Genomic DNA, 12745 nt, shown 5'->3' on the forward strand with positions numbered 1-12745 from the left:
ACGGTTCGCGTCATCGCTGCAATCCCTGGATAGCGACGGCGCCCACTGCGATGCCAGCGAGCATCGACAACGCAACTGTATATTTTGTTTTCACTGTGCTCCTCCCTGTTGATTGCTCGAGATGACTGTAAATGTGTGCGGCCGAGAGCCAGGTTTGCAAATAGTGTCTGCCGCCTGGGCTGCCAATTGTCATAAGCGGGGAATTCGGCTGTTCCTCGTTTTGCGGACGGCTCGTCACAAGCAAAACGCTGGACGGGAAGAGAGCTACACGTTCCCGGATGAGTTCCTGCGCCTCGTCAACGACGCCGGTTGAGCGGCCGGCACATCCGTTCACAACACTGTTATTGCGCCCTGTCGCGCGCTTCGCCTCCCGCAACTGGGCCTCTCGCGCGTGTTGTTGTATTCTCGGCGAAACAACTGCACGGTCGCAGGAGAAGCTTACATGAACACGTTCGTACTCAACCGCCGCAACCTCCTCGTCGCCGGCGGCTCCGTCCTGGCAACCGGCGTTTCCGGGCTGCTGGTGCCCGCCCGCGCGGAGGGCCTCGCGCCGACCCCTTCGATGCCGGGCGGGGCCAACAACTACCTCAAGGGCGCGCCGACCGTGAATCGGATCGGCAAGGGTGGCTTCTGGATGACCGGCACCGTACGCCGCGCAGGCGACGGCGCCCCGCTTGCCGGGCAGCGCATTCAGATCTGGGCGCACACGACCGAAGGGCGGGAGGGAGATGAGCGTAGTCATGGGGCCACGCTCACCGACAAGAACGGGGCGTTCCGCCTCGAGATGCCGCAGATCATTCCGATCTTCGGCCAGCCACATGGTCACCTCGCCTATGACAGTGGTGAATTCAAAACCGTCTTTCTACGTCCCGTGATGCGCAGCGCCAAAGATACCAGCCTCGAGGCGCACTTCGTCCTTCAGCCGGCCTGACCGAGTTGGGAACACGGGGATGAGATTGGCGAAGGTGACCCTGATCTGGGCCGCCCTTGCAGCAGCCATTTGCGTGCCGATCGCCGCTGCAGCAGCGAGCCCGCTGCTCGCATGGCGCGATCCGCTCTACATACTGGCCGAGTTCGCAGGGATTATCGCACTGGGTCTTGTGCTCGTTCAGCCTTTGCTGATTGGCGGATACTTGCCGGGACTGTCGGCTTATCGTGGACGGCGTGCACATCACTGGATCGGAGGCGCGCTGGTCGTGGCGGTGGTGGTCCACGTCGCCGGCCTCTGGATCACCAGTCCCCCTGATATGATTGACGCCCTTCTGTTCTCATCGCCAACGCCGTTTTCCCCGTGGGGTGTGGTCGCCATGTGGGCCATCTTCGCCGTCGCAATCATAGCGGCACTTCGCCGGCGATTGGGACTGCGAGCGCGAACGTGGCGTGTCGTCCATATGCCCCTCGCGATTGTCATCGTCGTCGGGAGCGTGGTCCACGGCATCCTGATCGAGGGGACGATGGAGACGATGACGAAGGCCGCGCTTTGCGCGCTGGTCCTTGCGGCGACCATAAAAGTCATGGCTGACCTGCGGGTATGGAGAAAGCGAGGGACGTTGCGCGGAGAGAGCGTTACGCGACAGTAAACCAGGCGAAATTGATAGCGATAAGGATCTCAAGACGCTGGCGATGTTTCGTCGCGAGGGATCCGCCTGATGAGGCGTGCGATCAGACCTGCGCCGTCCAGGCGGAGCGACGGGCATGGTGTGAATTCGAAGTGCGGACCTGCCTGAGCCTGCGTCGTTTCCGATACGAGCACCACGACCTCATCCTCCGCCGCCGCCTCTTTGCCGCACTGCTCCAGGCGTTGCGCAGTGTTGACCGTACGGCCAATGATCGTGTAGTCGACCCGGCCCGAAAATCCGACGTTGCCAACGGCGACAGTACCGCTGTGGAGCCCGAGGCGCATGCGGCAGGCATGCAGGCCATTGGCACGGCGCTCCGCGTTGAAGGCGCTCACCTCTGCGGCTATGGCGAGCGCCGCACCGCAGGCATCGGCGGCGTGGTCGGGGCGCGGCTCCGGCGCGCCCCAAAAGGCCATGATGCTATCGCCGATGTATTTGTCGATCGTGCCACCGCTCTCCTCGATGAGCGGCCCGACGCGCGACAGGAGTTGGTTGAGATAGCTTACCACCTCGGCGGCGTGGCGGTCGGCCGAGTACGCCGTGTAGTTCTCAAGGTCGGTGAACAGCACCGTGACCTCGCGCGTCTCGGCTTCCGGCGCCCCGGCCATGCCATGAGCGACAAGGCGGCGCACGAGCGTCTTGGGCAGATAGGTTTCGAACCAGACCAGACCCGCCGCCATCCGCTCGAAGGCGCCGGCCGCCCGGTTGAGTTCACGCACGCGTCCGCGCGGGAGCCGCCGTACGCCGTCGAATTCCAGCGCCTCGATGCGCGCCGCCGCCTCTGCAAGTCCGAGCACCGGCCTTCCCAGCCGCCTCGCGATCATGATAGCCGCCCCCACCGCCAGGGCGAGCAGCACCAGACCGCCGAGCCCGGCACCAAGCACGAGCCAACGCTCCTGGCGCGTATCCGAGCCTCGATAATGCACCCCGACAATCCAGCCAACATCGCCGTAGCCCGCAATCTGCCGGTAAACATAAACGTGGCTGTCGAAGCCGCCGTCGCCCATCCAGGAGAAATGACCTTCAGAACGCCTGAACGGAGCGAGCGAGGACAGCGGGTTGGGCGCGCGCGCCCAGATATTGGCAAGCGCATTGTCCTTGTAGAAGCTATCGACCCGGGGCAGCGGATCTTCCACCCTGGCGCCCGCAATCGTTTTTGGCATCGACAGCGCCGGGTGGGCGAGGACGCGGTCGCGGCCCGAGAGGATGAAGGGCGTTTGACCGATCGCGCCTCCGATCTCGCCAACGTAGCGCGACAATTCCGCGACCGAGATCGCGGCCACCAGGACGCCAAGAAACGGCCCAGCGTCATCTTCACTTGCGCCGGCCGCGTTCTCAGTCGGCCCGCGTAGCGGCATTCTCAGTGCGAGAATGACCTGACCTTGCGCCAGCAGCGGGCTGACCAGCGGACCGAACCAGCGCGGCTCGGGATCGACCAGTGCGTCCTCGACGCTGCGCACGACCGCGGGAAAAACCGACGCATCCAACGTGTCGTAGCTGCGGCCGTCCGCGCGATCATAGCGGCGCACGCTAAAATTGGATCGCGTCACCGAGATGCCCACCACCTGCGGCGTCGCCGCCAACGCTCCCAGGACAAAACGCGCCATGCCTGCGTCGTCGTTAGGATCCAGTCGGCCCTCGCGGATCGCCGCGGCAAGGTAGGTCATCTGGGCGCGGACCGGATCCAGATGCGCGCTCAAGCGTTCGACCACCAGATCCAGCACAAGTTCGGAGCGGTCGCGCAGGAGACGGCCTGTGTTCTCTCGCGCGGCGTAATAGCCGAGCGCCACGACGGGAAGCACGGCGGCGAGCACAAGTCCAATGAGAGTTAGCGACAGCAGCCACGTGATCGGCAGCCCTCCTTCTCGAGGAGGCGGCGCGGCACGTCGAATTGGCGTGGGGATGGTCATCAGCGGATCCAATGCCGGGCTTATTCCACGAACAGGTCCTGGTCCGGCAATGCCGTCCGAAAATCTACCGGTCGAGCCGATTGCACAAAATATCCTTCATCCTCTCATGGCGAAACAATTCAACGTTATTGCCGGTCTTGTGGCGGGCTATATCGCCGCAGGGGTATTCAGGATGCCACATCGGATCGGATACGCCTGACTGCAACGACGGTCATCGATTTGATCGAACTGCCACGGGGGACTTTGGTTGCGCTGGCGGCGTATCTTGCATTTGCGTACTATGCATACGTCGCCACCCGGAACATCCCTCTCCTCGGGAGACAATCATGACCACCTCCCCCTACCCCGATGGCGCCGGCTACGTCCGCGGACGCTATGTTCCGATCGCCGAGGCGACGCTGCCGGTGACCGATTGGGGTTTTACGCGCTCCGACGTCGTCTATGACGTCGTGCATGTATTCAAGGGTGGATTCTTCCGGCTCCGAGATCACCTCGACCGGTTCGAGCGCTCGATGGAAAAGCGGCGAATCCATCCGCCGGAAGACCGCGCCGCGATCGAGGCAATCCTGCATCGCTGTGTCGCGCTCACCGGTCTTGCGGATGCCTATGTCGCGATGGTGGCCTCGCGCGGACGGCCGCGGGTGATGGGATCGCGCCGGCCGGCGGATTGCGAAAACCATTTGATCGCCTATGCGCTGCCCTGGATCGACGTCGTGCCGAAAGATGTGCAGGCGCGCGGCGCGCATGTCTTCATCGCCTCGACGCCGCGCGTGCCCGACGCCTCGGTCGATCCCACGGTGAAGAACTACCAGTGGAACGACCTGACCTCCGGCCTGATGGAGGCGCACGATGCCGGTTTCGACACCGCCGTGCTGTGCGACGCGCAGGGTTTTCTTACCGAGGGGCCGGGCTTCAACGTCTTCGTCGTGCGCGACGGACGGGTGACGACGCCCGATCGCGGCAGCCTGCGCGGGATCACGCGGCAATCGGTGCTGGAACTGTGCGCCGAACTCGGCATCGAGGCGGCGGTCGAGCCGATCCCGCGATCGGCGCTCGACTACGCCGACGAGGTCTTTCTCGCGACCACCGCCGGCGGCGTCATGCCGGCGTCGCGCATCGGCGCGCGCATCCTCGGCAACGACCGGCCCGGGCCGATCTCGACGCGGCTCAAGGATATTTATTGGAAGAAGCACGACGAGGGCTGGCACCACACGCCGGTCCGGTAGGAGATGGCCGAAGCGGGTGAATGAACGGCGCGCAGCCACAGTAGCCCCCGGATGCGCAGCGACATCCGGGTGCTTCCCAAGACCCGCATATCGCGGAGTTTATCGTCGGGCGCATTCGCGGGACCCGTTGGCTTCCGGCAATGGATGGATCCAAGGAAGCGGTGTCGATGGTTTCGCTCCATGGATCCGCGCATGGCCAACGACAGCCCCAGCTGTTCCAGCAGATGGCTGACGGTCCCTGCCGACCGCCGATTCGCTCCAGAGGGCCTTGCGGAGCACCCTCAGACGGACCTAGGGTGCCTCCTCGATCAAAACTAGGGAGTGCGGACGTGGCGACAGGTACTGTGAAGTGGTTCAACGCAACCAAGGGATTCGGGTTTATCCAGCCCGACAGTGGCGGCAAGGATGTGTTCGTGCATATCTCGGCGGTAGAAAAGGCCGGACTGAGTTCCCTGAATGAGGGCGCCAAGGTCAGCTACGAAGAAAAAGAAAACCGCGGCAAGACCTCGGCTGAAAATCTGAGAGTTGGCTAACGAAGATATTTCCCGCCGGTTCACGCCGGCGGGGGCTACGTCCCCACTCCTGCGATCCGGGCCGTCAAAACAGCCGCTTGCCCGGCCGGAGATGGTTGAACGCTTATCCTCGCAGCCTGCCGCGGCGGCATGCTGAATCAGCCGTTAACATAACCGCTCAAATCCGGGCGTCGGCCCACCGGCATTTTCCATTTCTCTGCGCTAGCGTTGCTCCCAGAACGTGATGGAAGCAGGCGGCACCCTGTTGGTGCCGCGCTCGACATCGCGACCGGGGAAACGGGGAAGTGGCCGAGATTGCAGAGACATCGGTAGTCCGTCGTGCATCGCCAGGGGATGCCGCGCGCACGCGCGCGTCGGTGGCGCCTGCCGGTGCGCTGACGCCGCTTGCCGACATCCCCGCCGCCCGATGGCGCGCGCTGTCGGAGCGCGTCGCCGAGCCCAACGGCTATTACCTCCCGGAATGGGAATTGGCGGTCAACGCCTCTGCGCGCGGACGCGTCGGTGCTTCTGCATTGAGTGCCTGGAGCGATACCGCTGAGTTGACCGGGTTGATGCCGGTTATTTCGATGTGGCGCGCCTACAGGATTCCGCTGCCCGTTTGGGTCAGCGCCGATCCCTATGGCTCGCTGTCCACGCCGCTGCTGGGCCGCGATCATGCCGAGCAAGCTGCCGGGCGCCTGCTGGACGGCGCGCGCAAGGCCGGCGCTCACGCGCTGATGCTGCGCGACATGTCGCTGGACGGCGCCGCGATGAAGGCCTTCACCGCTGTCCTGGCCCGCGACGGCCTCACGCCGCGCGTGCTGCAGTCGCATGTCCGCGCCGCGCTCGATGCCACCCTCGACCCCGATGAGTTGCTGCGCGAGGGGCTCGGACCAAAGAAACTGAAAGAGCTGCGCCGGCAGCGTAACCGGCTTGGCGACCATGGCGAGGTGCATTTCGACGTTGCGTGCTCGCCCGCCGAGGTTACGGCCGCGCTCGAGACCTTCCTCAACCTGGAAGCCAGCGGCTGGAAAGCCAAGCGCGGCACGGCATTGGTGCAGCACGCCGGCGATGCCGCCTTTATCCGCCGCGCGACGCCTGATCTTGCGGCCACCGGTCAATGCGAGATCGTGACGTTGCGCGCCGGCGAGACGCCGGTGGCAGCAGCCATCGTGCTGCGGCATCAGGACCGTGCGTTCTATTTCAAGCTCGGCGTCGACGAACGCTTTTCGAAATTCTCGCCGGGCGTGCAGCTGACGCTCGATCTGACCCGGCATCTCTGCGCCGATCCCACAATTACGCTGGTCGATTCCACCGCCAATGCCGACCACCCCATGATCAATCCGATCTGGCGCGGACGGCTCGCGATCGGCGATGTGCTGATTCCGCTGCGGCGGGGCGATGTGGTCGCAACGCTGGCCCAAACCGCCTTGAGCTTGCGCAAGCTCGCCCGCGAGCCGGCGCGCCGCGCCATCCGTTTCATCAGAGAACGCCAGGAGAAATCCTCATGAATACCCAGACCGCTGTCGCGCCCGTGATCACGGCCGACAATGACGCGCTGCGCCGCGACTTTCCGCTAAAGCCGTTCGCGATCCGCCACAAGCTGGCCGGCCATCCGCTTCTGATGCTGCCGCGCATCGCACAATTGGCTGCTGAGTTGCCGCGCGATTTGATCGAATACAATTCCGGCAAGGTCGCGATCAGCCAGGATCCCGACGCCATTCCCTCCGTCGATCTCGATCCGATCGAGGTGGTCAAAAGCATCGAGACCGCCGGCGCCTGGATGGTGCTCAAGCGCGTGGAGAACTCGCCGGAATATCGCCAGCTGCTGGAAGACACATTGCTGTCGGTGGCGCGCGCCCGCGGCTTCAACAGCTTGGGCGACGCCGGCTTCGAACAGCTCGAAGGTTTCCTGTTCGTGTCCTCGCCGAATTCGACCACGCCGTTCCATCTCGACAGCGAAGACAATTTCTTCGTGCACATCCACGGCGAAAAATTCTTCACGATCTTCGACAACAACGACCGCAGCATCGTCTCCGACGACGAGATCGAGCGCTCGATGACCAAGCACCGCAATCTGAAGTATGACGAACGCTTTGCCGCCCGCGGCAAGGAGTTTCATCTGTTCGCGGGCGACGGCTGCTACGTGCCGTATCAGTGGCCGCATTGGGTGCGCACCGCTGACAGCTTCTCGATTTCGATGGCGATCACCTGGAAGACGCGCGAGGTGCGCCGCCTCAACGACCTGCACTTCTTCAATTCGATGCTGCGCGGCATCGGTATGCCGCAGCAGCCGCCCGGCAAGCAGCCGGTACGCGACGCGCTCAAGCTCGCCTTCTACCGCACGGTGACGACGGCGATCAAACCGCTCCGCGCCTCGATGGCGATGCGCCGCGTGCTGCGCCGCATCGCGCTGGGGAAGCGTGCGAATTATTATTTGAAGAAGGCGTGAGTCTTTCCCTCGTCATGGCCGGGCTTGACCCGGCCATCCACGACTTCCTTGCCGATGCGTCGCAAAGACGTGGATGCCCGGGACGAGCCCGGGCATGACGGAGTATGCCCCACCTCACTTCAACGGCGAATGCGGCGTCGGCAGCATGATCGCCGAGTGCATCTCCTCGAGGAAGCCCGGGCCCTTGCCGAGGAATTCCTGCCAGGCCGGATCCTTCATGGTGTTGGCGCGTACTTCAGCACGGGTGTTGAGGTCGGGATAGGCCCAGATGTGGCAGGCCTCGTTGGGCTCGCCCGCCTCGGTTTGCCAAAGGCCGACAATCTTGGAATATTTCTCGCGCGCCGGCAGTACGGCGGTGAACGCATCGAGCCATTGCTTGAGGCCACCAGCCGGCTTGCCGCGATAGTTGCGCAGTTCATAGACATTGCCTGAGGATGCCGGAGCCACCGGCGGCTTGATCGCATTCATCAGCCGAACATTCTGGCGCAGCAGCAGCGGACGGATCAGCGGAATGTACTCGGCCGTCCAGCGCGGGTTCTTGGCGAGCTCGGCGCGAAGGCGTCCGCGCTCCTCGAAACTGTCATAGCTCCACATATGCAGAACCTGGTTGAGCGGCCCGATCTCGGTCATCCAATAGCCTTCGAGCTTGCCGTAGTCGTTCTTGCGGATGTCCGCCGACACGGTGCTCGCCGCCTTCACCATGTCGCCGAGCGTGCCGGGTTTTACGGTGTAGGTTCGCAATTCGTAGATCATGGTGTTTTTCCCCAATTTGTTTGTCGATCGTCATGGCCGGGCTTGTCCCGGCCATCCACGAATTTCTTGTTGCGCCAGTCTAAAGACGTGGATGCCCGGCACAAGGCCGGGCATGACGGACTCAATTGACGCACGAGCTATTCCGCCGCCTGCGCGTTGATCTCGCCGGACACCTGGCGGATGGCGCGGGCGAGTTGGTCGGCGGGCTGGGCGCCTGATATCGCGTATTTCTGCGCCAGCACGAAGGTCGGCACGCCGGAGATGCCCTTCTCGGACGCTTCCTGCGCCTGGCCCGAGATCAGCGCGACGTCTTCGTCGGTCGCGAGGCGCTTGCGCACGTCGTCGGCATCGAGGCCGACATCGGCGGCGGCCTGCACCAGCACGTCGATATCGGTGAGATCGCCGCCATCGCGAAAATACAATTCCATCAGGCGCTGCTTCATCTCGCCGGATTTGCCCTGCGCTTCGGCCCAGTGGATCAGGCGATGGCAATCGGTGGTGTTGGGCTGGCGCTTGACCAGCTCAGGCCGGTAGGTCAGGCCCTCTTCGCCTGCCGCCGTGACGACGCGGCCCGCAATACCCTTGTAGGCCTCGACCGAGCCGAACTTGGCGGTGAGATATTCGTCGCGGCTGATGCCCTCGCGCGGCACCCAGGAATTGAGGAAGAACGGCCGCCAGCGCACCTCGACCGGCACGTCCGGCACCAGCGCCAGCGCGTTCTCGATCCGGCGCTTGCCGATATAGCACCATGGGCAGACCACGTCGGAGACGATGTCGATCTTCAGCGGCTTGATGGTGCTCATGGGCGCGTCCTCGGGCTTCAAACGATGGCCGGAAAGTAAGCCGATTGAGGCCCGGGGCAAGGCCCCGCGCCGCATGCCGCCATTACATAACCTCCGCGGTTATTGTGGCCGCGGACAGGCCTCCGTAGAAATCGGGCAACAATTCAACTGCGGAGCCCGATATGACCGCCATTTTCAAGCCGGAAGGCCCTCTCTTTCGCGCCACCGAGCATGCCGGCGGGCCGTGGTCGCCGGATATGCTGCAGGGCAGCGCGACCACCGCGCTGATGACGCGCGAGGTCGAACGGCTCGCCGAGAATAGCGGATTTGCCGTGCGCCGCCTCACCTTCGACCTGTGGCGGCCCGCGGGCTTGCGCGCCTTCGGCCTGGAGACCGACATGCTGCGCGACGGCCGCAAGGCCAAGACCATCCAGGTGCGGCTCACAGACGGCGAGACCGAGATCGGCCGCTGCACGGCGCTCTTGACGGCGCAAGGCAATGAGTCGCCCGCTGATCCGTTCTCCAAAAATTCGGTCAGCGACGCACCGCCGGAATCCGGCACACCGCCGCCGGCGTTTGCGCAGAAATGGAGCCGCTATTTCCAGAACGTGTCCGTGCGGCTCATCGAAGGCGCGCTGGAAAAGCCGGGGGCCGGCCGCGGCATGGATGCGGCTCGACGTGCCCATGGTCGAGGGCGAGACCAATACGCCGTTGCTGCAGGCGGTGCAGGCCGCGGATTTTGCCAGCGGCGTCGGCCAGATCGTCGATATGCGCGAATGGACGTTCATCAATCCCGAGATCAGCCTCTATTTCTTCCGCCCGCCGAAGGGCGAATGGATCCTGATCCGCTCGCGCACCCGCGCCGGCGCCAATGGGGCGGGTCTGACCATGGCAACGCTCAGCGACCGCAAGGGCGCGTTCGCCGAAGTGCTGCAGGCGATGACGTTCGAGCGGCGCGAAGCACAAGCGCAGGCGTCTTAAGGCGCCAGATACTGCAGCAGCCTCGGATCGTCGCGGACTTCCTGCGCCGATCCTGATAGCGCGACCCGGCCGCGGTCGAGCACGAAGGCGCGGTCCGCGACGCGGAGCGCGAGGTCGAGATGCTGCTCGACGATCACGATGGCGATATCTTTAGCCAGCAGGATCAGGCGCTCGGTGATTTCCTCGATCACGCCGATCCAGACGCCTTCGGTCGGCTCGTCCAGCAACAACACGCGCGGGTTCGACAACAGCGCGCGGCCGATCGCCAGCATCTTGCGTTCACCGCCGGACAATGTGCCGGCGACCTGGTCCATGCGCTGGCCGAGCTTTGGAAAAATCTCCAGCACGCGGTTGACGGCCTGGCTGTCGCGGTTGGTCAATGCGCCGACGGCGAGATTGTCGCGCACCGAAAGCCTGCCGAACACCGAGTGTTCCTGCGGGACGTAGCCGAGGCCGAGGCGGATGCGCTGCTCGGTCGGCAGCGCGCCGACGCTGCGGCCATCGAGACTGACGGCGCCGCCGAGCAGCGGCAACTCGCCGACGATGGCCTTCATCAGCGTGGTCTTGCCGGCGCCGTTGCGGCCGAGAATCGCAACGCCGCCGCGCCACGGCACGGCCATGCTGACGCCGAACAGCACCTGGCTGCGGCCATAGCCGGCGTCGACGCTTTGGATGTCGAGATATCTGTCCTTATCAGGCACGGCGGAGATAGACCTCCTGCACCCGGGCGCTGGACTGGATATGCGAAACCGAGCCGCAATCGAGCACGCTGCCCTGATCGAGCACGGTCAGCCGGTCGCAGATGTCCCTGATAAAATCGAGGTCGTGCTCGACGATAACGAGGGAGCATTTTTTCTTGATCGGCTGCAGGAGTTCGCCGGTCACCCGGCGTTCCTCGAGGCTCATGCCGCCGGTCGGCTCGTCCAGCAGAAGAAGTTTTGGTTCGGGCGCCAGCGCCATTGCGATTTCAAGCCATTGCTGTTGGCCGTGCGACAGCGCGGACGCGGGCTCCGCCGCGCGGTCGACCAGACGGAACTGTTCGAGCATGGCCATGGCGCGATCATGCAGCACCCCGCGGCTGCGCGAAAACACCAGGCTGGGCAGCGAGCACTGCGCCTGCAACGCCAGCAGGATGTTGTCGTACAGCGTCAGCGCCGGCAGCACGCTGGTGATCTGGAACTTCAGACTCATGCCGGCGCGCGCCCGCTCCGCCGGCGACGCCTGCGAGATATCGCGGCCGCCGAACGTCACCGTGCCCGACGTCGGGATTTCCGCGCCGGCGACGCATTTCATCAGCGTGCTCTTGCCCGAACCGTTGGGTCCGATCAGCCCGTGGAATTCGTTCTCGTAAACAGTGAGATCGGCGCCGTTCAGGGCCGTCAGCTTGCCGAAAATCTTGATCAGTCCGCGTGCTTCAAGAAGAGCCACGATCGCCCTCCTCCGGCAGCCGGCCGAAATTGCCGACACGCTCGCGCTCGCTCAGGATCAGGCTGACCAAACCTGCGGGGCGAAACAGGATGACCAGCAACAGCAACACGCCGAGGATGATCGGCCAGATGTCCTGATACGAGTTCGACAGCCAGAAACTGACCGCCTCGATCGCGACCGTGCCGATCACCGCACCGATCAGCGTGCCGGAGCCGCCGAAGAGCACGTAGAGCACCACCTGCGTCGAGATCACCACGCCCAGCATGTTGGGCCAAACGAACCCTTCGTGAAACGCATAAAGACTGCCCGCGAGGCCCGCAACGGCGCCGGCAAAGGAAAAGATGATCGCCTTGAGCCGCTGCACCTGGTAGCCGAAGAACGCGATCCGCTGCTCGTTCTCGCGCAAACCCGCCAGCGCCAGGCCGAATTGCGATCGCACCAGAAACCGGCACAGCAGATACACCGCCAGCAGAATACCGAGCGTCAGGTAGTAATAGACCGGCCCCTCCGTGATGTCGTAGCTGCCGAGCGACATCGGCGGGATCGAGGGAATGCCGTTCTGGCCGCCGAGATAATACCAGCCCCGCGCCACGCGGTCGGCCGCGTAGGAGCCGGTCAGCGTGCCCAATGATACGAAGATCACGCTGGATGGATGACGTCCGAGCAGCAGAAACCCGCCGAGCAGCAGCGCAAAGGTAAAACCGATCAAAAGGCCGGCCGGCAGGACGAGCAGGATGGAGGTGACGCCGAGATCGCGCGCTATCAGCGCCACGCCATAGCCGGCCGTGCCAAAGAACACGGCCTGCCCGAAGCTCATGATGCCGGCATATCCCCACACCAGATCGAACGACAGCGCAAACAGGCACAGGATCAGGACCCGTGTGGCGTAGATCGTCAGATAGTCCTTGAGGACGAATGGCAGCAGCACGGCGATCGCCAGCACCACGATTTCAATGATCGGCAGCACTCGCCATCGGCGCTGGCGGCCGACCCGACCGGGAAGCGGCAGCGACGTCGTCTGTGTCGTTTCTGTCATCAAATGGCCAGCAAACCTGCTCCGGAGTTAACGGTGGCTTTCGGCC

General features: G+C 64.2%; 13 protein-coding genes and 1 pseudogene. 8 read left to right on the plus strand and 6 right to left on the minus strand.

The annotated features are described in order from the left end of the window. The first annotated feature begins 442 nt into the window (after positions 1-442). Together JQ609_RS09530 and JQ609_RS09535 are read left to right on the plus strand one after the other, a co-directional pair. Complete coding sequence (locus tag JQ609_RS09530) at positions 443-931, plus strand: Twin-arginine translocation pathway signal (RefSeq protein WP_212204458.1); 489 nt, start codon at positions 443-445, stop codon at positions 929-931. A gap of 19 nt (positions 932-950) precedes the next feature. Beyond that, positions 951-1580, plus strand: a complete 630-nt coding sequence (locus JQ609_RS09535; protein ID WP_212273234.1) for a ferric reductase-like transmembrane domain-containing protein — start codon at positions 951-953, stop codon at positions 1578-1580. A gap of 29 nt (positions 1581-1609) precedes the next feature. On the opposite strand, the gene JQ609_RS09540 is transcribed toward JQ609_RS09535, so the two are convergent. Beyond that, positions 1610-3529 carry an adenylate/guanylate cyclase domain-containing protein gene (locus JQ609_RS09540; protein WP_212273236.1) on the minus strand — a complete coding sequence of 640 codons (1920 nt, stop codon included), beginning with the start codon at positions 3527-3529 and terminating at the stop codon, positions 1610-1612. Positions 3530-3855: 326 nt separating this feature from the next. On the opposite strand from JQ609_RS09540, the gene JQ609_RS09545 reads away from it, so the two are divergent. The 4 genes from JQ609_RS09545 (at position 3856) to JQ609_RS09560 (ending at position 7719) form a co-directional block, all read left to right on the plus strand. Continuing rightward, positions 3856-4755, plus strand: coding sequence for an aminotransferase class IV (locus JQ609_RS09545; RefSeq protein WP_212273238.1), 900 nt, complete (start codon positions 3856-3858; stop codon positions 4753-4755). A 329-nt stretch (positions 4756-5084) separates the two neighbouring features. Next, positions 5085-5288, plus strand: a complete 204-nt coding sequence (locus tag JQ609_RS09550; RefSeq protein ID WP_192734282.1) for a cold-shock protein — start codon at positions 5085-5087, stop codon at positions 5286-5288. A gap of 284 nt (positions 5289-5572) precedes the next feature. Continuing rightward, on the plus strand, positions 5573-6778 hold the full coding sequence (locus tag JQ609_RS09555; RefSeq protein WP_212273240.1) for a GNAT family N-acetyltransferase: 1206 nt from the start codon (positions 5573-5575) through the stop codon (positions 6776-6778). Continuing rightward, on the plus strand, positions 6775-7719 hold the full coding sequence (locus JQ609_RS09560; RefSeq protein WP_212273242.1) for a cupin-like domain-containing protein: 945 nt from the start codon (positions 6775-6777) through the stop codon (positions 7717-7719). Before JQ609_RS09555 ends, JQ609_RS09560 begins: the two co-directional genes overlap by 4 nt. A 114-nt stretch (positions 7720-7833) precedes the next feature. Here the strand turns inward: JQ609_RS09560 and JQ609_RS09565 are convergent, their stop codons facing one another. Together JQ609_RS09565 and JQ609_RS09570 are read right to left on the minus strand one after the other, a co-directional pair. After that, the gene (locus JQ609_RS09565) at positions 7834-8472 is read right to left on the minus strand and encodes an NIPSNAP family protein (RefSeq protein WP_212273244.1); all 639 of its coding nucleotides are present in this window, start codon (positions 8470-8472) and stop codon (positions 7834-7836) included. Positions 8473-8609: 137 nt separating this feature from the next. Next, complete coding sequence (locus JQ609_RS09570; RefSeq protein ID WP_212204444.1) at positions 8610-9275, minus strand: DsbA family protein; 666 nt, start codon at positions 9273-9275, stop codon at positions 8610-8612. Positions 9276-9541: 266 nt separating this feature from the next. Here JQ609_RS09570 and JQ609_RS35875 point away from each other — a divergent pair. Next, positions 9542-9676: pseudogene (locus tag JQ609_RS35875) on the plus strand (thioesterase family protein); the annotation flags it as partial. A 262-nt stretch (positions 9677-9938) separates the two neighbouring features. Next, positions 9939-10235, plus strand: coding sequence for a hypothetical protein (locus tag JQ609_RS35880; RefSeq protein ID WP_409411171.1), 297 nt, complete (start codon positions 9939-9941; stop codon positions 10233-10235). Here the strand turns inward: JQ609_RS35880 and JQ609_RS09580 are convergent. The 3 genes from JQ609_RS09580 to JQ609_RS09590 all read right to left on the minus strand — a co-directional run bounded on the left by JQ609_RS09580 (position 10232) and on the right by JQ609_RS09590 (position 12699). Beyond that, positions 10232-10855, minus strand: a complete 624-nt coding sequence (locus JQ609_RS09580; RefSeq protein WP_249119563.1) for an ABC transporter ATP-binding protein — start codon at positions 10853-10855, stop codon at positions 10232-10234. The genes JQ609_RS35880 and JQ609_RS09580 overlap by 4 nt on opposite strands. 73 nt (positions 10856-10928) lie before the next feature. Beyond that, a complete protein-coding gene (locus JQ609_RS09585) occupies positions 10929-11663 on the minus strand; it encodes an ABC transporter ATP-binding protein (RefSeq protein WP_212204439.1) in 735 nt (244 codons plus the stop codon). Next, positions 11650-12699: a branched-chain amino acid ABC transporter permease gene (locus JQ609_RS09590; protein WP_212273245.1), complete on the minus strand. Its 1050-nt coding sequence runs from the start codon at positions 12697-12699 to the stop codon at positions 11650-11652. Before JQ609_RS09590 ends, JQ609_RS09585 begins: the two co-directional genes overlap by 14 nt. Between the last annotated feature and the right edge of the window lie 46 nt (positions 12700-12745).

It is taken from the genome of Bradyrhizobium sp. AUGA SZCCT0169 (assembly GCF_018130085.1).
Taxonomy (GTDB): domain Bacteria; phylum Pseudomonadota; class Alphaproteobacteria; order Rhizobiales; family Xanthobacteraceae; genus Bradyrhizobium.